The organism is Mycolicibacterium nivoides (assembly GCF_003855255.1).
GTDB lineage: Bacteria > Actinomycetota > Actinomycetes > Mycobacteriales > Mycobacteriaceae > Mycobacterium > Mycobacterium nivoides.
This window is the reverse complement of record NZ_CP034072.1, coordinates 4,065,585-4,084,602: the sequence shown is the minus strand read 5'-3', so window position 1 is coordinate 4,084,602 and position 19,018 is coordinate 4,065,585. Positions and strand designations below refer to the sequence as shown.

19 protein-coding genes and 1 riboswitch are annotated in these 19,018 nt (G+C 67.7%); all 19 genes read left to right on the top strand.

Annotated features, from left to right (window positions below; translation table 11 throughout):
- Positions 1–14: 14 nt before the first annotated feature.
- Positions 15–1,040: an alpha/beta hydrolase family protein gene (locus EH231_RS19930; RefSeq protein ID WP_124713145.1), complete on the top strand. Its 1,026-nt coding sequence runs from the start codon at positions 15–17 to the stop codon at positions 1,038–1,040.
- On the top strand, positions 1,037–2,248 hold the full coding sequence (locus EH231_RS19925) for a saccharopine dehydrogenase family protein (protein ID WP_124713144.1): 1,212 nt from the start codon (positions 1,037–1,039) through the stop codon (positions 2,246–2,248). The genes EH231_RS19930 and EH231_RS19925 overlap by 4 nt, the downstream gene beginning before the upstream one ends.
- Positions 2,245–3,126 (top strand): PaaX family transcriptional regulator C-terminal domain-containing protein, encoded by an 882-nt coding sequence (locus EH231_RS19920; RefSeq protein WP_124713143.1) that lies wholly within the window; start codon positions 2,245–2,247, stop codon positions 3,124–3,126. Before EH231_RS19925 ends, EH231_RS19920 begins: the two co-directional genes overlap by 4 nt.
- 127 nt (positions 3,127–3,253) lie before the next feature.
- The gene (gene ftsH, locus EH231_RS19915) at positions 3,254–5,569 is read left to right on the top strand and encodes an ATP-dependent zinc metalloprotease FtsH (RefSeq protein ID WP_090430419.1); all 2,316 of its coding nucleotides are present in this window, start codon (positions 3,254–3,256) and stop codon (positions 5,567–5,569) included.
- A 19-nt stretch (positions 5,570–5,588) separates the two neighbouring features.
- Positions 5,589–6,206 carry a GTP cyclohydrolase I FolE gene (gene folE / locus EH231_RS19910; protein WP_044520882.1) on the top strand — a complete coding sequence of 206 codons (618 nt, stop codon included), beginning with the start codon at positions 5,589–5,591 and terminating at the stop codon, positions 6,204–6,206.
- 44 nt (positions 6,207–6,250) lie between these two features.
- Positions 6,251–7,060 carry a dihydropteroate synthase gene (gene folP / locus EH231_RS19905; RefSeq protein WP_090430847.1) on the top strand — a complete coding sequence of 270 codons (810 nt, stop codon included), beginning with the start codon at positions 6,251–6,253 and terminating at the stop codon, positions 7,058–7,060.
- On the top strand, positions 7,053–7,427 hold the full coding sequence (gene folB / locus EH231_RS19900) for a dihydroneopterin aldolase (protein WP_090430421.1): 375 nt from the start codon (positions 7,053–7,055) through the stop codon (positions 7,425–7,427). Before folP ends, folB begins: the two co-directional genes overlap by 8 nt.
- Entirely contained in the window at positions 7,424–7,960 is a 537-nt protein-coding gene (folK, locus tag EH231_RS19895) for a 2-amino-4-hydroxy-6-hydroxymethyldihydropteridine diphosphokinase (RefSeq protein ID WP_124713142.1), read from the top strand. Before folB ends, folK begins: the two co-directional genes overlap by 4 nt.
- Positions 7,960–8,436: a DUF3180 domain-containing protein gene (locus EH231_RS19890; protein WP_090430423.1), complete on the top strand. Its 477-nt coding sequence runs from the start codon at positions 7,960–7,962 to the stop codon at positions 8,434–8,436. The genes folK and EH231_RS19890 overlap by 1 nt, the downstream gene beginning before the upstream one ends.
- 77 nt (positions 8,437–8,513) lie before the next feature.
- Positions 8,514–10,007, top strand: a complete 1,494-nt coding sequence (locus EH231_RS19885) for a DUF6779 domain-containing protein (RefSeq protein WP_205867374.1) — start codon at positions 8,514–8,516, stop codon at positions 10,005–10,007.
- 82 nt (positions 10,008–10,089) lie between these two features.
- A complete protein-coding gene (locus EH231_RS19880; protein WP_124713140.1) occupies positions 10,090–11,061 on the top strand; it encodes a Rossmann-like and DUF2520 domain-containing protein in 972 nt (323 codons plus the stop codon).
- Positions 11,058–12,002 carry a pantoate--beta-alanine ligase gene (gene panC, locus EH231_RS19875; RefSeq protein ID WP_124713139.1) on the top strand — a complete coding sequence of 315 codons (945 nt, stop codon included), beginning with the start codon at positions 11,058–11,060 and terminating at the stop codon, positions 12,000–12,002. The genes EH231_RS19880 and panC overlap by 4 nt, the downstream gene beginning before the upstream one ends.
- The gene (gene panD, locus EH231_RS19870; RefSeq protein WP_124713138.1) at positions 12,002–12,418 is read left to right on the top strand and encodes an aspartate 1-decarboxylase; all 417 of its coding nucleotides are present in this window, start codon (positions 12,002–12,004) and stop codon (positions 12,416–12,418) included. The genes panC and panD overlap by 1 nt, the downstream gene beginning before the upstream one ends.
- Entirely contained in the window at positions 12,418–13,233 is an 816-nt protein-coding gene (locus tag EH231_RS19865) for a type III pantothenate kinase (RefSeq protein WP_090430430.1), read from the top strand. Before panD ends, EH231_RS19865 begins: the two co-directional genes overlap by 1 nt.
- A 154-nt stretch (positions 13,234–13,387) precedes the next feature.
- Positions 13,388–14,911: a lysine--tRNA ligase gene (lysS, locus tag EH231_RS19860; RefSeq protein ID WP_090430432.1), complete on the top strand. Its 1,524-nt coding sequence runs from the start codon at positions 13,388–13,390 to the stop codon at positions 14,909–14,911.
- A gap of 119 nt (positions 14,912–15,030) precedes the next feature.
- A complete protein-coding gene (lsr2, locus tag EH231_RS19855; protein ID WP_036442478.1) occupies positions 15,031–15,372 on the top strand; it encodes a histone-like nucleoid-structuring protein Lsr2 in 342 nt (113 codons plus the stop codon).
- A gap of 313 nt (positions 15,373–15,685) precedes the next feature.
- Positions 15,686–18,214 carry an ATP-dependent protease ATP-binding subunit ClpC gene (gene clpC1, locus EH231_RS19850; protein WP_090430434.1) on the top strand — a complete coding sequence of 843 codons (2,529 nt, stop codon included), beginning with the start codon at positions 15,686–15,688 and terminating at the stop codon, positions 18,212–18,214.
- 72 nt (positions 18,215–18,286) lie between these two features.
- A riboswitch (cobalamin riboswitch) is annotated at positions 18,287–18,485 on the top strand.
- Complete coding sequence (locus EH231_RS19845) at positions 18,475–18,651, top strand: CbtB domain-containing protein (RefSeq protein WP_423425496.1); 177 nt, start codon at positions 18,475–18,477, stop codon at positions 18,649–18,651. Its footprint overlaps the riboswitch before it by 11 nt.
- Positions 18,652–18,675: 24 nt before the next feature.
- The coding region (locus EH231_RS34350) for a CbtA family protein (protein WP_241177775.1) at positions 18,676–19,018 on the top strand (343 nt) is incomplete at its 3' end.

Here is a 19,018-nt window from a genome sequence, read left to right as displayed (position 1 = left end):
AGTATGATAGTTACATGCTCCGCGTCTGCCTCCGGGTAATCGCCGTCTGCTGCCTCGTCGCGGCCGCGCTCGGCGCCGTCGTCGTCGTCGCAAACCACTTCGCCATCACCGAAGAGCACGTGGAGATACCCGGTTCGGCTCAGCCACTCGAGGCGATCCTGGCCCTGCCGACCGGTGGGGAAAAGCCGCACGGGCTGGTGGTCTTCGTGCACGGCGACGGCCCGGCCGACGCGTCCCGCGATTCGTTCTATCGGCCGCTGTGGGAGTCGTTCGCCCGGGCCGGTTATGCCTCGGTCTCCTGGAACAAGCCCGGTGTCGAAGGGGCGCAGGGCAATTGGCTGCACCAGAGCATGCATGACCGTGCCGTCGAGACCGAGGCCGTGCTGACCTGGGCGCGCAGCCGCGGCGACATCGATCCGCACCGCATCGGGTTGTGGGGCATCAGCCAGGCCGGCTGGGTGCTGCCCGAGGTGGCCGCGCTCCACCCCGAGTTGCGGTTCATGATCCTGGTCGGACCGGCGATCAACTGGCTGCGTCAAGGCGAGTACAACCTGCTGGCCGAACTGCGGGCGCAGCGCGCCGGTGACCCTGAGATCGCCGCCGCGCTGCGACGCCGGGCCGAATCGGTGCGGCTGCTGCGTGCCGGTGCCGACTACGGCCGGTATGTCGCGAGTGGGATCGACGACCCGCCGATGTCCGCCGACCGGTGGCGGTTCGTGCGCACCAACTACACGTCTGACGCGACGTCACAGTTGGAGAGGATCAAGGTCCCGGTCCTGCTGGTGCTCGGAGCCGAGGACCGGAACGTCGACGTGGCCGAAACCGAGCGGGTCTACCGCGCGCGGCTGTCACCGAACCAGCTGACCGTCCAGACATTTGCCGATGCCTCGCACAGCATCGCCAAGGCGCCGCTCGACCACCACCAAGGCGTCCGGTCGTTTCTGGTGGCCGTTTTCGCGCCGCGCTCGCTGTATGCGCCCGGCTACCTCGACTCCCTCCGGCGGTTTGTCGAAACACAACCCGAAAGGACCACGCCATGAGAGTTCTCGCCCTGGGCGGCGCCGGAGCGATGGGCGCCGTCGCCGTTCGGAGCGCTGCGTACGGCGGCGGCGTCGAGCACATCGTCATCGCCGACCGTGATCTCGCGGCGGCCGAGCGTCTCGCCCGCGAGTTGGCCGATGCCTCCGTGCCGGTCAGTGCTCGCCGGGTGGATGTCACCGACGGAGCCGGACTGCTCGATGCGCTCGGCGAGGCCGACCTGGTGCTCAACACCGTCGGCCCGTATTACCGATTCGGACTGACGGTGTTGCGCGCCGCGATCGATACGGGCACGCACTATCTCGACATCTGCGACGACTGGGAACCCACCGTGCAGATGCTCGAACTGGACGCACCGGCCCGTGCCGCGGGGGTGACCGCGGTCATCGGCATGGGTGCAAGCCCGGGGGTGAGCAATCTGCTCGCCGCGGCGGCGGCCGCTCCGCTGGACTCGGTGCGCGATGTCTACACCGCGTGGCCGGTCGACGTGACAGCCGGAAGGGAAGAGGGCGGCCGCGACCAACTGATCGGCCCGGACGGGTCACCGACCGCCGCGGCCGTGCACTGGATGCAGCAGAGCAGCGGCACCATCATCGCGGTGCGGGCCGGCTCGCTGACCGAACAACGGCCGCTGCGGCCCGTGACGCTCGAGCTCCCCGGCGGCCGCCGCGGCACTGCCTACACCGTCGGGCACCCCGAACCGGTCACGCTGCAACGCACCCTCAAACCCACCGGAGAATCAGCCAACCTGATGGTCATCAGTCCGTCGGCGCTCGCCTATCTCGAGGTGCTGCGCCGGGGCATCGACGGCGGCCGGCTCACCAACGAGACCGCGGCCCGCCGCATAGCCAAACCCGATCTCCCGGGCATCATCCGATCGTTGCCGCGCGCCCTGACCACCAGGGGCCCGGGCACCCTGCCACCCTTCTTCGCCGCGGCGTTCGGCGATCGCCGCGGCCGCGACACGGCCGTGCTGGCCCACCTCAACCCGGCGGCCGGCATCGATGCGTTGTTGACGGACATGGCCCGCGCCACCGGAATTCCGTTGGCGCTCGGCATGTCCCAGATCGCCGACGGCACCGCCCGTCGGGCCGGCGTGCACCCGCCCGACGGGGTGATCGACAGCGACCGGTTTTTCGCCGACCTCGATCGCGAACTCGGGCGTACCGGTTCACCACCGCTGATCGTGGTGGACCATGAGTACCGATGAGCCCTGAGGTACGCGCCGACACCGACCACGCTGTCCCGACCCGCATCCTGGTCGAGAGCATGCTGCGTGCGGACGCCACGGTCGACGCGGGCGAGCTCTACGACGTCGCCAACACCCTCGGCATGAGCGACCAGCAGGTGCGGTTGTGCATCAAACGTCTGGTGGCCGAAGGCCAGTTCGTCCAGGACGGCCGCGGGCGCAAGGCGGTGTTGCGAGCGACGCCGGAGATGCGCAGCACCATTGAGCCGGATCTGGAGTTCGTCCGCTACATGTACGCACAGGACCGTGGGCAGGCCGACTGGGACGGCCGGTGGCACGTGGTGGCCTTCGCCATCGGCGAGTCGGCGCGATCGGCGCGCGACTCGATGCGCGACGCCGTCCTCCGCCTGGGCGGTGCTCCCGTGCAGGGCGGACTGTACGTCTCACCCAACGAATGGGAGCCATACGTGCAGGCCGCGGCCGAGCGTTTCGGCGTCGCCGATCGCGTCACCACCCTCACCACGACCGACCTCACGGTCGGTGGTGTCAGCGAGGCCCGGGCGCTCGCCGAAGGCCTGTGGCCGCTCGACCGCATCGCCGACGGTCATCATCGCCTCCTGGCAACGGCGAGACGAGCGGCGCAGGAGCTGGAGGGGGCCGCCCGGGCGACCCGGCTCAGCATCGCGATCGAGCTGGCCGCGGAGTTCACCCGAGCCGTGGAGCCGGACCCGCTGCTGCCACCCCAACTGTTGCCGCAGCCGTGGATCGGTGGCGCGGCCCGGGCCGCGGTCGTGGATTGCTGGTCGGACCTGCTGCAAGACAACCAGGACGAGCCCTTGAAACTCTTCCGCTGGTACGGCGATGTCATCGCGGAAGTGGCAGGCATCGTCCACGAGTGAGGGCACTCCAGGTGCCAGTGGTAGGGCTGGATACCGTCGGGAACTGCCGGACGTTGGTCTAGCGGTAGCCTTGAATGTCTCAACTGCGCACGTTGGAAGGACCGGGCCGAACTCGGCCGAGTGATCGATGAACCGCAAAAATGTGATCCGTACGCTGACCGTGATCGCGGTCGTGCTGTTGCTGGGCTGGTCGTTTTTCTATTTCAGCGACGACACGCGCGGCTACAAACCCGTCGACACCTCGGTGGCGGTGGCCCAGATCAGCGCTGACAACGTCAACAGCGCCCAGATCGACGACCGCGAACAGCAGCTGCGTCTCGATCTGAAGAGCGGCAAAGAAGAGACCGAGAATTCCGACAAGGTCATCACCAAATACCCGACCGGCTACGCCCTGAAGCTGGCCGATCAGCTGGGCGCCAAGAACATCAAGTTCGGCACCACGGTCAACCAGGGCAGTTTCCTCGGCTCGATGCTGATCTACATGCTGCCGCTGCTGTTGCTGGTCGGCCTGTTCGTGATGTTCTCCCGCATGCAGGGCGGCGGCCGGATGGGCTTCGGCTTCGGCAAGTCCAAGGCCAAACAACTCGGCAAGGACATGCCCAAGACCACCTTCGCCGACGTTGCCGGCGTCGACGAGGCGGTCGAGGAGCTCTACGAGATCAAGGACTTCCTGCAGAACCCCAGCCGCTATCAGGCGCTGGGCGCCAAGATCCCCAAGGGCGTGCTGCTCTACGGCCCGCCCGGCACCGGCAAGACCCTGCTCGCCCGCGCAGTGGCCGGCGAGGCAGGGGTCCCGTTCTTCACCATCTCCGGTTCGGACTTCGTCGAGATGTTCGTCGGTGTCGGAGCCTCTCGTGTGCGCGACATGTTCGAGCAGGCCAAAGCCAACAGCCCGTGCATCATCTTCGTCGACGAGATCGACGCCGTCGGCCGTCAGCGCGGCGCGGGCATGGGCGGCGGTCACGACGAACGTGAACAGACCCTCAACCAGCTGCTGGTCGAGATGGACGGTTTCGGCGACCGCCAGGGCGTCATCCTGATCGCGGCCACCAACCGGCCCGACATCCTCGACCCGGCCCTGCTTCGGCCCGGTCGGTTCGACCGTCAGATCCCGGTGTCCAACCCCGACCTGGCCGGCCGTCGCGCGGTGCTCAAGGTGCACTCGGCGGGCAAGCCGATCGCCCCCGACGCCGACCTGGACGGGCTGGCCAAGCGCACCGTCGGCATGTCCGGCGCAGATCTGGCCAACGTCATCAACGAGGCCGCTCTGCTGACCGCCCGCGAGAACGGCACCGTCATCACCGGTGCGGCGCTGGAAGAGGCCGTCGACCGTGTCGTGGGCGGACCGCGCCGCAAGGGCCGCATCATCAGCGAGCTGGAAAAGAAGATCACCGCGTACCACGAGGGCGGGCACACCCTGGCCGCGTGGGCGATGCCCGACATCGAGCCGATCTACAAGGTGACGATCCTGGCCCGCGGCCGCACCGGTGGCCACGCCGTCGCAGTCCCTGAGGACGACAAGGGCCTGATGACCCGCTCGGAGATGATCGCCCGGCTGGTGTTCGCCATGGGTGGCCGCGCCGCAGAGGAACTGGTCTTCCGCGAGCCCACCACGGGTGCGGTGTCCGACATCGAGCAGGCCACCAAGATCGCCCGCGCCATGGTCACCGAGTACGGCATGAGCTCCAAGCTCGGCGCAGTGCGCTACGGCACCGAGCACGGCGACCCCTTCCTGGGACGCACCATGGGCACCACGCCGGACTACTCCCACGATGTCGCCCGCGACATCGACGACGAGATGCGCAAGCTCATCGAGGCCGCCCACACCGAGGCGTGGGAGATCCTCACCGAGTACCGCGACGTGCTCGACACGCTGGCCGGTGAGCTCCTGGAGAAGGAGACACTGCACCGCGCCGAGCTGGAGGCGATCTTCTCCGACGTCAAGAAGCGTCCCCGGCTGACCATGTTCGACGACTTCGGTGGCCGGGTGCCGTCCGACAAGCCGCCGATCAAGACCCCGGGCGAGATCGCCATCGAGCGCGGTGAGCCGTGGCCGCCGCCGGTGCCGGAGCCCGCGTTCAAGGCAGCCATCGCCGCCGCCAGCCGCGAGGCCGAGCGCGTGAACGAGACCAACGGGGCCGGGACCAACGGCGCGCCGCCGAACGGGTCGAACCAGAATGGCTCGACCCAGCCCGATTACGGTGCTCCGGCCGGCTGGCACGCCCCGGGCTGGCCGCCCGCGCCGTCACAGCCCGGATACCAGCCGCCCCAGCAACAGCAGGGTTACTGGTACCCGCCGCCGCATCCGTCGGGATGGCAACAGCCCCAGCCGTACCCGTACCAGCCTTATCCTCATCCCGGTCAGCCGAATCCGAATGATGAGGCGGGCCAGGACGGTGGCCCTGAGCGGGCCGACCGGCCCAACCCGCCGGCCCACGGCTGATCCGAGAACGGAGGCTTCGATGTCGCAGTCGCTGCGCGAGCATCACAACAACACCGATACGGCCACCCGGGTGTTCGACCAACCTCGAGCCGAGGCGGCCGTTCGTGAATTGCTGATCGCCATCGGCGAGGACCCCGACCGACAGGGCCTGCTGGATACCCCTGCTCGGGTGGCGCGTGCGTACAAGGAGCTGATGGCGGGTCTGTACACGGACCCGGACGCGGTGCTCAACACCACCTTTGACGAGGAGCACGACGAGCTCGTGCTGGTCAAGCAGATCCCGCTGTACTCCACCTGCGAGCACCATCTGGTGTCGTTCCACGGGGTGGCGCACGTCGGATACATCCCCGGCGTCGACGGCCGGGTGACCGGATTGTCGAAGATCGCCCGCCTTGTCGACCTGTACTCGAAGCGGCCGCAGGTGCAGGAACGCCTGACCGCCCAGATCGCCGACGCTCTCATGCGGAAGCTCGATCCGCGCGGGGCCATCGTGGTCATCGAGGCCGAGCACCTCTGCATGGCGATGCGCGGTGTCCGCAAACCGGGGGCGGTCACCACCACCTCCGCGGTGCGGGGACAGTTCAAGACCGACAAGGCATCCCGGGCCGAGGCGCTGGAACTCATCCTCCGGAAGTGAACCCACCCGGCCCGATTGTCCCTCGCGGAACGCGCGTGCAGGTCATGGGCGTGGTGAATGTGACCGACGATTCGTTCTCCGACGGCGGCAAGTTCATCGACCGCGACCGCGCCGTCGAACACGGGCTGGCGCTTGCCGCCGCGGGGGCCGCGATCATCGATGTGGGTGGGGAATCGACCCGCCCCGGTGCCGTGCGGGTCGACCCCGCGGTGGAGGCGGCCCGCGTCGCTCCTGTGATCGAAGCGCTTGCCTCCCAAGGGATCACCGTCAGCATCGACACCATGCACGCCGACGTGGCGAAGGTCGCGCTGGAAAGCGGCGCGCAGATCGTCAACGACGTGTCCGGCGGCCTGGCCGACCCGAACATGGCACCCCTGCTCGCCGAGGCGAAGGCGCCGTGGATCCTGATGCACTGGCGCTCGGTCAGCGCCGAGCAGCCCCATCGTGCCCCGGGTTACGGCGACGTGGTGGCCGAGGTCCGAGCCGAACTGCTCAGTGCCGTCGATGCCGCGGTCGCCGCGGGCGTCGACCCGCAGCGGCTGATCATCGACCCGGGCCTGGGATTCGCCAAGACCGCCCAAGACAACTGGGCCTTGCTGCACGCGCTGCCCGAATTCATCGCCACCGGGATCCCGGTGTTGGTGGGTGCGTCACGCAAGCGTTTTCTGGGTTCCTTGCTGGCCGGCGCGGACGGGACACCGCGGCCACCGGACGGCCGGGAGACCGCCACGGCCGCGATCTCGATGCTGGCCGCCCAGCACGGCGCCTGGGGTGTTCGAGTGCATGATGTGATGGCCTCCGTCGACGCGCTCGCCGTGCTGGAAGCCTGGGAATCTGGAGGTCGGGTTGGCTGATCGAATTGAGTTGCGCGGCTTGCGGGTTCGGGGCAATCACGGTGTCTTCGACCACGAGCGCCGCGATGGCCAGGAGTTCGTCGTCGACATCACGGCGTGGATCGACCTGCGCCGGGCGGCGGCCACCGACGAGCTGGCGGACACCCTGGATTACGGCGCGCTGGCCCAGCGGGCGGCGGACATCGTCGCGGGGCCGCCGCGCAACTTGATCGAGACGGTCTCGGCCGAGATCGCCGACGCCATCATGACTGACGAGCGTCTGCACGCGGTCGAGGTTGTGGTGCACAAGCCCAGCGCCCCGATTCCTCTGACGTTCGACGATGTCGCGGTGGTGGCCCGGCGCTCGAGAAGGGGGAACAGCCAGTGACTTCCACAGTGCTCTCGATCGGGTCGAACCTCGGTGACCGGTTGGCCCGGTTGCAGTCGGTGGTCGACGGGCTGGGGACCGCGGTGCGCGCGGTGTCGCCGGTGTTCGAGACCGACGCCTGGGGCGGAGTCGAGCAGGGACCGTTCCTGAACGCGGTGTTGATCGCCGAGGACCCGGACCTCGACTGCCATGGCTGGCTGCGGCGGGGGCAACAATTCGAGCAAGAGGCGGACCGGGTCCGGGAGCAGAGGTGGGGCCCGCGCACCCTCGACGTCGACCTGGTCACCTGCCACGAGGGTGACGTCGAGGTGTTTTCCCGCGACGACGACCTCACATTGCCGCACCCGCTGGCCCACCTGCGCGCCTTCGTCCTGATCCCGTGGTTGGCAGTGGATCCGGATGCCACGCTGACGGTGGTCGGCCGAACACGGCGGGTGGCGCACCTGCTGGAGGAGATCGACCCGGCCGAACGTGCCGGGGTCAGGCGCACCGACCTGGCGCTGGACTTCGACACGGAACCCGTGGCGGACTGATGGGTCCGACCCGCAAGCGCGACCTGGCCGGCGCGGTCGTTGTCGTCGCCATCGTCGGCTACGTACTGATCGGGGTGCTCTACCGGTGGTTCCCGCCGCTGACGGTGTGGACCGGGCTTTCGCTGCTGGCCGTAGCGCTCGTCGAGGCGGGCTGGGCGTTCTACGTGCGGGCCAAGATCAACGACGGGCAGATCGGGGTCGGCGCAGGTCGGCTGCACCCGCTCACGGTGGCCCGGTCGGTCGTGATCGCCAAGGCCTCGGCCTGGGTTGGCGCCGTCGTAGCGGGCTGGTGGATCGGCGTGCTGGTGTACCTGCTGCCCCGGCGCGGCGAACTGCGGGTGGCAGGCGAGGACACCCCCGGCGCGGCGGTGGCCGCGGTCAGTGCTCTGGCGTTGGCCGTCGCGGCGGTGTGGCTGCAGCACTGTTGCAAGTCCCCCGAGGAACCGCCGGACAACGGGGACACCGCGCCGGAGTGACGGATTGTGTGAGGTAGTTGCCCGAATCGCCGTAGTGGTCGCCAGGCTGGATGACCGGTGACGGGTACAGTCGGCGCATGACCGTTCTGCCCCGCGGTGGTCGGCCACGGCGCGGCGGCCGAAGGCCAGGCTGGCTGCTCTTAACGGTATTGCTGGTACTCGCCATTCTGGCCAGTTCCGCATTGGTGTTCACCGATCGCGTCGAGTTGCTGAAGCTCGCAGTCATCCTGGCCCTGTGGGCTGCCGTGGTGGCGGCCTTCGTCTCCGTCATCTACCGGCGTCAGAGTGACCTGGACCAGGCCAAGGCCCGGGATCTGAAGTTCGTCTACGACCTGCAGCTGGATCGGGAGATCTCGGCGCGGCGGGAGTACGAGCTGACCGTCGAGACCCAACTGCGCCGGGAGCTGGCCTCCGAACTGCGCGCGCAGGCGGCCGACGAGGTTGCCGCGCTGCGTTCCGAGCTGGCCGCATTGCGGGCGAACCTGGAAATCCTGTTCGACACGGACCTGGTGCACCGGCCGGCCATCGAGACCGACAAGAGCACGGTGCGTACCGCGGGCCGGGTGACCGCCAGCCGCCTGGATGTGCCGCCCGTCGAGGTCACCGACATTCGGACGTCGCGTACCGAGGAAAGCCCGATCATCGACGTTCCGGCCGAGCCGCATCCGCCGGAGAACGACTGGGCGACCTCGGGTGGTGCGCATCGCCTGCCGTCGCGACCGATGCCTGCCGGTGAACAGCCCCGTCGCCGCCGGCGTCAGCAGGACGCTGCCCGCCAGCCGGAACCCCCGCGTCAGCCGGAACCCCAGCCTCGGCCTGAGCCGCAACCCGTGTCCCGGCCGGAGCCGCAACCTGCGCCTCGGCCCGAGCCCCGACCGGAACCGCAGCCTCAGCCCAGGCCTGAGCAGCAACCGGCCGCCCGTAGGCAGCCCGAGCCGCCGTCCACGTGGGCGCCACCGCCACCGCCACCGGCCATGCCGCCGATGCAGCCGTCACCGACGATCGAGGCCCCCGAACCGGAGCCGGTCAGTGCACCCGCGCCTGTTGCCGAACCCGCGGCCACGGGTTGGCAACCGGCTCCCGCCGAGGGGCAGTGGATCCCCGCGGGCGCCCCCGGCAGCAACTGGGCCGCGCCGGTGGCCCAGAACGGAGCCTCGGCCGAGTACGTCGGCAGGCGCCGCGCCCCCGAATCGACACCCGAGGAAACCTCGGCGCCGGCCCCCGAACCGGCCCCGGAACCGGTCCTGACAGCGGCCCCCGAACCGGCCCCGGCGCCGGCACCCGCGATGTCGGCAGGCCAGGCTCCCGAGCCGCCGCCTCGTGGCCGGCACTCCGCCGCGGCCGAGACCTCCGATCCCGGCCGGCCCGCGCCGGCCCAGCCGTCGCCGGCCTTGGCCACCGAATCGTCGCAACCGCCCGAGCCGCCCCGGCGGGGATCACGGCACCGCAGCGAACCGGAACCCGAGCCGGCGAACGGGCACCATGCCGACGGGCAGTCGGTGAATGAGCTGCTGGCACGGTTTCAGTCCGCCCCTGCCGAAGGCGGGCGTCGCAGGCGCCGCGAGGAGTGAGCTAGTCTCGTGACGACCGTCCGGTACCCGCAACGCGGGACTGGAACGACTGAAACCTATTCATCCTGTGAGGTCGTCTGCGATGGAGCAGCCCCCTGCAAACGGGTGGTCCCCTCCTGAGGGATTGCGTCCTGCCAGGCTCAGCGTCGGCATCATTTCGGCGGGCCGGGTGGGCACGGCGCTCGGCTATGCCCTGGAACGCGTCGAGCACGTGGTGGTCGCCTGCAGTGCCATCTCCGAGGCCTCCCGGCTGCGGGCACAGCGCCGGCTGCCCGATACCTCGATCCTTCCCGTCCCCGACGTGGCGCAGCGGGCTGAGCTGTTGCTGTTGACGGTTCCGGACGCGGAGCTGGCATCGCTGGTGTCCGGTCTTGCTGCCACCGGCGTGGTGCGGCCCGGCACGATCGTGGTGCACACCTCGGGTGCCAACGGGGTCGCGGTATTGGCCCCGCTGACCGAGCAGGGGTGTATCCCGCTCGCCATCCATCCGGCGATGACGTTCACCGGATCCGACGAGGACCTCGCGCGGTTGCCCGATACATGTTTCGGCATCACCGCGACCGACGAAGTCGGTTACGCGATCGGTCAGTCGCTGGTGCTGGAGATCGGTGGGGAGCCGTTCCGGGTGCCCGAGCACGCGCGGACGCAGTACCACGCGGCGCTGGCGCATGCCAGCAACCACCTGGTCACCTTGGTGCTCGACGCCGTCGACACGCTGCGGGCCTCACTGCGCGGTGAGGAACTGCTCGGCCAGGAACTCGTCGGCGATGCGCCCGGCGGTCTGCCCGAGCGGGTGGTGGGCCCGTTGGCCCGGGCCGCGCTGGAAAACGCGCTGCAACGCGGCCAGGCGGCGTTGACCGGACCCGTTGCCCGCGGCGACGCGGCAGCGGTGGGCGCTCACCTGAGAGCCCTGCGCGCATTGGATCCCCAACTGGCCCAGGCATATCGGGCCGATTCGCTGCGTACCGCCCAACGCGCACATGCGCCCATGGACGTCTTCGCGGTGCTCTCAGATACAGGCCCGGAAACCAGCCCTGAAACGAGTCAAGGATGACCCAGAGCAACTCTCCCAAGTTCGTCGCCGGTGAACTGAACGTCTACTCGGCACCGGCCGATGTCACGGCGGTCAGCCGGGCCCTCCGCGCCAGCGGGCGCCGGGTCACCCTCGTGCCCACCATGGGTGCGTTGCACGAGGGCCACCTGACGCTGATTCGCGCGGCCAAGCGCGTTCCCGGCGCGGTCGTGGTGGTGTCGATCTTCGTCAACCCGTTGCAGTTCGGCGCGGGGGAGGATCTCGACGCCTACCCGCGCACGCTCGACGAGGACCTGGCCGCACTGCGTGCCGAAGGGGTCGAGATCGCCTTCACCCCAACCGGTTCAGGGATGTACCCGGACGGTCCGCGGACCAGCGTGGAGCCCGGGCCTGTCGGCGGTGAGCTCGAAGGGGCCTCGCGCCCCGGCCATTTCGCCGGCGTGCTGACCGTCGTGCTCAAGCTGCTCCAGATCGTCCGGCCCGACCGTGCTTTCTTCGGCGAGAAGGACTATCAGCAATTGGCATTGATCCGGCAGATGGTCACCGATCTCAACGTCGACGTGCAGATCGTCGGGGTGCCCATCGTTCGGGAGTCCGACGGCCTGGCGATGTCATCGCGCAATCGCTACCTGGACGCCGACGAGCGGGAGCAGGCCGGAGCGCTCTCGGCGGCCCTGCTGGCAGGCAAGTACGCCGCGGCGGGCGGGGCGGCGGCCGCCATCGACGCGGCCCGGGGCGTGCTCGACGAGGTGCCCGCCATCGACGTCGACTACCTGGAGGTGCGCGACCCGATGCTGGGCCCCGCGCCGGGCGAGGGTCAGGCCCGGCTGCTGGTCGCGGCCCGGCTGGGCCGAACCCGCCTGCTGGACAACATCTCTGTAGATATCGGAGCGTCCGCCGGAATCGACGGACACCCTCGCGTCGGCGACGGCGACAATCACGAACTGCCCTGGAGGAACTGATGCAGCGCACCATGCTGAAATCCAAGATTCACCGCGCCACGGTGACGCAGGCCGACCTGCACTATGTGGGCTCGGTGACCATCGACGCCGACCTGATGGAGGCCGCCGATCTGCTCGAAGGCGAGCAGGTGACGATCGTCGACATCGACAACGGTGCCCGGCTGGTGACGTACGTCATCACCGGCGAGCGTGGCACCGGTGTGATCGGGATCAACGGTGCCGCAGCGCATCTCATTCACCCGGGCGATCTGGTCATCCTGATCGCCTACGGGGTGATGGAGGATGCCGAGGCCCGCGCCTACCAGCCGCGGATCGTGTTCGTGGACGGGGACAACAAACAGATCGATCTCGGCGAACACGGTCATGATCCGGCGTACGTCCCAGAGGACGTGTCCGAACTGGTGTCGCCCCGCTGATGCTGCTCGCCATCGACGTCCGCAACACCCACACCGTCGTCGGGCTGATCTCCGGTACAGGTGATCACGCGAAGGTGGTGCAGCAGTGGCGGATCCGGACCGAATCCGAGGTGACTGCCGACGAGTTGGCGCTCACCATCGACGGCCTCATCGGTGACGATTCCGAGCGCCTGACCGGAGCCGCGGGGCTGTCCACGGTGCCCTCGGTGCTGCACGAGGTGCGTCTGATGCTCGAGCAGTACTGGCCGACGGTGCCGCACGTGCTGATCGAGCCGGGCGTGCGTACCGGCATCCCGCTGCTGGTCGACAACCCCAAGGAAGTCGGCGCCGACCGGATCGTGAATTGTCTTGCCGCCTACCATAAATACGGCACCGCGGCGATCATCGTCGACTTCGGCTCGTCGATCTGTGTCGACGTGGTGTCGGCCAAGGGGGAGTTCCTGGGCGGCGCGATCGCACCCGGTGTGCAGGTGTCCTCCGACGCCGCGGCCGCCCGCTCGGCCGCGCTGCGCAGGGTCGAGTTGACCCGGCCGCGTTCGGTGATCGGAAAGAACACCGTGGAATGCATGCAGGCCGGTGCGGTTTTCGGGTTCGCCGGACTGGTCGACGGACTGGTCAGCCGGATCCGCGATGACGTCGACGGCTTCTCGGGCAGTGACGTCGCGGTGGTGGCCACCGGCCACACCGCGCCGCTGGTGCTGCCGGACCTGCGCACGGTCGAGCACTACGACCGCCATCTCACCCTCGACGGCCTGCGGCTGGTGTTCGAGCGCAATCGGGACAGCCAACGTGGACGGCTCAAACCGGCAAGGTGACCCGGTGTGAGGTTGTGCACACCTGGGTCGCAGCCTGACCCCACCGGGACGCGGGTATGCCCTTGAACCGCCGGTCCATTGGCTCGTGGCCGAGGGCCGCCGGGCTTGTCGGCATGCAATTGCCCGCCCGCGAGTTCATTTAAGCTGGCATTTTGTGAGCCCAGCCGATCGCGACGACGCGTCCCAGTCCCAGGCCGACCTTCCCGAGCAGTTCCGGATTCGTCAGGCCAAGCGGGAGCGGCTGCTGGCTGAGGGCCGCGAGCCCTATCCGGTAACCGTTCCGCGCACACATTCACTGGCCGAACTGCGCAGCGCCTACCCGGACCTGGCCGCGGACACCCAGACCGGCGAGGTCGTCGGTGTCACGGGCCGGGTCGTGTTCGCCCGGAATTCCGGCAAGTTGTGCTTCGCGACGCTGCAGGAGGGCGACGGCACCCAGCTGCAGGCGATGATCAGCCTGGCCCAGGTGGGTCAGGAGTCGCTGGACGCGTGGAAGGCCGACGTCGACCTCGGCGACATCGTGTTCGTCCACGGCGAGGTGATCAGCTCCAAGCGCGGTGAACTCTCGGTGCTGGCCGACTCTTGGCAGATGGCGGCCAAGGCCCTGCGGCCATTGCCCGTTGCTCACAAGGAAATGAGCGAAGAGACCCGGGTGCGTCAGCGCTATGTCGATCTCATCGTGCGCCCGGAGGCGCGCAGCATCGCCCGGCAGCGGGTCGCGGTGGTGCGTGCGGTGCGTTCGGCGCTGGAACGGCGCGGCTTCCTCGAGGTCGAGACGCCGATGCTGCAGACGCTGGCCGGCGGGGCGGCGGCGCGGCCGTTCATCACCCACTCCAATGCGCTCGATGTCGATCTGTACCTGCGGATTGCGCCGGAACTGTTCCTCAAACGCTGCATCGTCGGTGGTTTTGACCGGGTTTTCGAGTTGAATCGGAACTTTCGAAACGAAGGTGTCGATTCCACACACTCACCGGAATTCTCGATGTTGGAGACATATCAGGCGTACGGCGACTACAACGATTCCGCGGTAGTCACGCGTGAACTTATTCAAGAAGTTGCCGACGAAGCGATCGGTACGCGCCAGGTGCCATTGCCCGATGGCACTATCTACGATCTCGACGGGCAATGGGACACATTGGAAATGTATCCCTCGCTGTCGGAGGCTCTCGGTGAGGAGATCACGCCCGACACATCAGTTGAGTACTTGTGGCGTATTGCCGACGGACTCGAGCTGGAGATTCCACGTGACCGTGGCTACGGGCACGGAAAATTGGTCGAGGAACTCTGGGAACACACAGTGGGGGAGAAGCTGTGGGCCCCGACGTTCGTCCGCGACTTCCCGGTCGAGACCTCGCCGCTGACGCGGGCTCACCGCAGCATTCCCGGGGTGACCGAGAAATGGGACCTCTACGTACGGCGTTTCGAACTCGCGACGGGATATTCCGAACTCGTCGATCCGGTAATCCAGCGGGAACGATTCGAAGCCCAGGCCCGTGCGGCCGCAGCGGGTGATGACGAAGCAATGGTTCTCGACGACGATTTCCTCGCCGCATTGGAGTACGCGATGCCGCCCACCACCGGCACCGGAATGGGTATCGATCGCTTGTTGATGGCGCTGACGGGGTTGTCTATTCGGGAGACGGTTTTGTTCCCGATTGTTCGCCGCCAGACTAACTGAACTTGCCGCGATCCACGCGTCGTTGGAAATGTGTGCGTTTTTGTGGCACATTGGGGCGCAGGTGCAGGATACTCAGGCGTAGTCACCAATGCGTATGCAGAAGGGTTCGGTGCGGGGTAATGGCGAAAAAAGTGACCGTCACGTTGGTCGATGATTTCGACGGTGAGGCCACCGCCGATGAGACGGTCGAATTCGGCCTCGATGGTGTCACCTATGAGATCGACCTTTCCTCCAAGAATGCCACCAAGCTACGTAACGACCTGAAGCAGTGGGTGGAGGCCGGACGCCGGGTCGGCGGGCGCCGGCGCGGACGGGCGGCAGGCCCGGCCCGTGGCCGCGGCGCCATCGATCGCGAGCAGAGTGCCGCCATCCGCGAATGGGCCCGCCGCAACGGGCACAACGTGTCGACGCGTGGCCGTATCCCCGCAGACGTCATCGACGCTTTCCACGCCGCCACATAAACGACCGCAACTTAACCGACAGTTGCCAGCTCCGGACCGGTGAGAATTCCCGGTCCGGAGTTTTTCGCTAGTGGCGAACCCGAAAGCGGCGTTTTTCGGAAACGATTCGCCGACCGGCGGCGTTGCTCATCTGCAGCAGTAGATGTGGACAGCTCGTACTGGGTGCGTCGCCGCCGGAACGGACCGCCAACCTCCGCGCCCGGGACGGCCGCCCATTAGAGTGGACGGTAGGTACTACGTGCGGGCTACGAGAAAACCGACAGAATGCAGCCGTACGCGGGTATCGCTAGCGATGGAGAGCAGGTAACCACCGATGTTTGAGAGATTCACCGACCGTGCCCGCAGGGTCGTCGTCCTGGCGCAAGAAGAAGCCCGGATGCTCAACCACAACTACATCGGGACCGAGCACATCCTGTTGGGTCTGATTCACGAGGGCGAGGGCGTAGCCGCCAAGTCGCTGGAGTCGTTGGGCATCTCGCTGGAAGGCGTGCGCAGCCAGGTCGAGGAGATCATCGGCCAGGGACAGCAGGCGCCGTCCGGCCACATCCCCTTCACGCCGCGTGCCAAGAAGGTGCTGGAGCTGTCCCTGCGCGAGGCGCTGCAGCTGGGCCACAACTACATCGGCACCGAGCACATTCTGCTCGGTCTGATTCGTGAGGGCGAGGGCGTGGCCGCGCAGGTGCTGGTCAAGCTCGGCGCCGAGCTGACCCGGGTCCGCCAGCAGGTCATCCAGCTGCTGAGCGGTTACCAGGGCAAGGAGGCCGCCGAAGCCGGTACCGGTGGTCGTGGCGGCGAGTCGGGCAACCCGTCCACCTCGTTGGTCCTCGACCAGTTCGGCCGTAACCTGACCGCCGCCGCCATGGAGGGCAAGCTCGATCCGGTCATCGGCCGTGAGAAGGAAATCGAGCGGGTCATGCAGGTGCTGAGCCGCCGCACCAAGAACAACCCGGTGCTGATCGGCGAGCCCGGCGTCGGCAAGACCGCCGTCGTCGAGGGCCTGGCGCAGGCCATCGTGCACGGCGAGGTCCCCGAGACGCTCAAGGACAAGCAGCTGTACACCCTGGACCTGGGTTCACTGGTCGCAGGCAGCCGTTACCGCGGTGATTTCGAGGAACGCCTCAAGAAGGTGCTCAAGGAGATCAACACCCGCGGCGACATCATCCTGTTCATCGACGAGCTGCACACGCTCGTTGGTGCGGGTGCTGCCGAGGGCGCGATCGACGCCGCGTCGATCCTGAAGCCGAAGCTGGCCCGTGGCGAGCTGCAGACCATCGGCGCCACCACGCTCGACGAGTACCGCAAGTACATCGAGAAGGACGCCGCCCTGGAGCGTCGTTTCCAGCCGGTCCAGGTGGGCGAGCCGACCGTCGAGCACACCATCGAGATCCTCAAGGGTCTGCGCGACCGTTACGAGGCGCACCACCGCGTCTCGATCACCGACGGCGCGCTGGTGGCCGCGGCCACCCTGGCCGACCGCTACATCAACGACCGGTTCCTGCCGGACAAGGCGATCGACCTGATCGACGAGGCCGGTGCCCGGATGCGCATCCGCCGGATGACCGCTCCGCCAGACCTGCGCGAGTTCGACGAGAAGATCGCCGACGCCCGCCGGGAGAAGGAGTCCGCGATCGACGCGCAGGACTTCGAGAAGGCCGCGAGCCTGCGCGATCGCGAGAAGCAGCTGGTCGCCCAGCGCGGTGAGCGTGAGAAGCAGTGGCGCTCAGGCGATCTCGATGTTGTCGCGGAGGTCGACGACGAGCAGATCGCTGAGGTGCTCGGCAATTGGACCGGTATCCCGGTGTTCAAGCTGACCGAGGCCGAGACCACGCGCCTGCTGCGCATGGAGGACGAGCTGCACAAGCGGATCATCGGCCAGGAGGACGCCGTCAAGGCAGTCTCCAAGGCGATCCGGCGTACCCGCGCCGGCCTGAAGGACCCGAAGCGTCCCTCCGGTTCGTTCATCTTCGCCGGCCCGTCCGGTGTCGGAAAGACCGAGCTGTCCAAGGCGCTGGCCAACTTCCTGTTCGGCGACGACGATGCGCTCATCCAGATCGACATGGGCGAGTTCCACGACCGCTTCACCGCGTCGCGGCTGTTCGGTGCCCCTCCGGGCTACGTCGGCTACGAAGAGGGCGGCCAGCTCACCGAGAAGGTGCGTCGCAAGCCGTTCTCGGTCGTGCTGTTCGACGAGATCGAGAAGGCCCACCAGGAGATCTACAACAGCCTGTTGCAGGTCCTGGAGGACGGACGTCTCACCGACGGTCAGGGCCGCACGGTCGACTTCAAGAACACGGTGTTGATCTTCACCTCGAACCTGGGAACCTCCGACATCAGCAAGGCTGTCGGACTCGGCTTCAGCCAGGGCGGCGGGGAGAACAACTACGAGCGGATGAAGCAGAAGGTCAACGACGAGCTCAAGAAGCACTTCCGGCCTGAGTTCCTCAACCGCATCGATGACATCATCGTGTTCCACCAGCTGACGCAGGACGAGATCATCCAGATGGTCGACTTGATGATCGGCCGGGTCGGAAACCAGCTCAAGGCCAAGGACATGGCCATGGAGCTGACCGACAAGGCCAAGGCCCTGCTGGCCAAGCGTGGCTTCGATCCGGTGCTCGGTGCCCGCCCGCTGCGGCGCACCATCCAGCGCGAGATCGAGGACCAGCTCTCCGAGAAGATCCTCTTCGAAGAGCTCGGCCCGGGTCAGCTGGTCACGGTCGATGTCGAGGGCTGGGACGGCGAAGGCACCGGCGAGGACGCGAAGTTCACGTTCTCCGGTGCGCCCAAGGCAGCCGGCTCCGACGGTCCGGATCTGGCCAAGGCCGGAGCCACCGCGGAATAAGGTCCAAGACGAAAAATGCCCCCGCCGCAATGGCGGGGGCATTTTTCATATCCGTTTCATACCTGCCGATGCAGAGAACTCCTGCGCGGTGGTTAGGATGCTGCTGTAATCGACAGGCAGAGGAACCTGGTGAGAATCCAGGGCGGCCGCGCCACTGTTAACAGTCAGACCCTTACCTGTCACGACACGGACTGGGACGCGAATTCCCGGAAAGGACCGGTATGACTCCCACTGAGGCACGCAAGAGCCACGCCCCCGCGATCGACCTGTCGGCCACCAAGGCGGTGCTCTGGCTGACCCTGACGGCGTTCATCGCGCTGCTGGCCCTCTACTTCGTCGGGATGGACCAGGGTGCGACCTCGGTCCTTGGCAACAACACCTACGTGCACGAGTTCGTGCACGACGCCCGCCACCTTCTCGGTTTCCCCTGCCACTGATACGCAGCGGAGATACCGAACAAAATGGAAAAGCAGATCATCGGGCGCGGCATTCTGGCCGGCGCCCTAGCAGGCGTGCTCGCCTTCATCTGGGCCAAGCTGCTGATCGAACCGATCATCGGTCGGGCGATCGACTTCGAGAACAGTGCCGGCGCAGCGCATGAGGCGGCAGAACATTCACATGGCGCCGGTGGGCATTCGCACGGCGGCGGCGAGAGCGCCGAGGTGTTCACCCGCGGTGTGCAGTCGAACATCGGCATGGGTCTCGGCGTCCTGATCTTCAGTGTCGCGATGGGCGCTCTGCTGGCCGTCGTGTTCTGCGTGCTGTACGGCAGGGCCAACCTGTCCGCACGGGCGCTGGCGGCGC

Excerpts from the sequence above, each read along its gene's own strand:
- EH231_RS19930 (WP_124713145.1), top strand. The coding sequence starts at position 15 with ATGCTCCGCGTCTGCCTCCGGGTAATCGCCGTCTGCTGCCTCGTCGCG.
- EH231_RS19925 (WP_124713144.1), top strand. The coding sequence starts at position 1,037 with ATGAGAGTTCTCGCCCTGGGCGGCGCCGGAGCGATGGGCGCCGTCGCC.
- EH231_RS19920 (WP_124713143.1), top strand. The coding sequence starts at position 2,245 with ATGAGCCCTGAGGTACGCGCCGACACCGACCACGCTGTCCCGACCCGC.
- ftsH (WP_090430419.1), top strand. The coding sequence starts at position 3,254 with ATGAACCGCAAAAATGTGATCCGTACGCTGACCGTGATCGCGGTCGTG.
- folE (WP_044520882.1), top strand. The coding sequence starts at position 5,589 with ATGTCGCAGTCGCTGCGCGAGCATCACAACAACACCGATACGGCCACC.
- folP (WP_090430847.1), top strand. The coding sequence starts at position 6,251 with ATGGGCGTGGTGAATGTGACCGACGATTCGTTCTCCGACGGCGGCAAG.
- EH231_RS19890 (WP_090430423.1), top strand. The coding sequence starts at position 7,960 with ATGGGTCCGACCCGCAAGCGCGACCTGGCCGGCGCGGTCGTTGTCGTC.
- EH231_RS19885 (WP_205867374.1), top strand. The coding sequence starts at position 8,514 with ATGACCGTTCTGCCCCGCGGTGGTCGGCCACGGCGCGGCGGCCGAAGG.
- EH231_RS19880 (WP_124713140.1), top strand. The coding sequence starts at position 10,090 with ATGGAGCAGCCCCCTGCAAACGGGTGGTCCCCTCCTGAGGGATTGCGT.
- panC (WP_124713139.1), top strand. The coding sequence starts at position 11,058 with ATGACCCAGAGCAACTCTCCCAAGTTCGTCGCCGGTGAACTGAACGTC.
- panD (WP_124713138.1), top strand. The coding sequence starts at position 12,002 with ATGCAGCGCACCATGCTGAAATCCAAGATTCACCGCGCCACGGTGACG.
- EH231_RS19865 (WP_090430430.1), top strand. The coding sequence starts at position 12,418 with ATGCTGCTCGCCATCGACGTCCGCAACACCCACACCGTCGTCGGGCTG.
- lsr2 (WP_036442478.1), top strand. The coding sequence starts at position 15,031 with ATGGCGAAAAAAGTGACCGTCACGTTGGTCGATGATTTCGACGGTGAG.
- clpC1 (WP_090430434.1), top strand. The coding sequence starts at position 15,686 with ATGTTTGAGAGATTCACCGACCGTGCCCGCAGGGTCGTCGTCCTGGCG.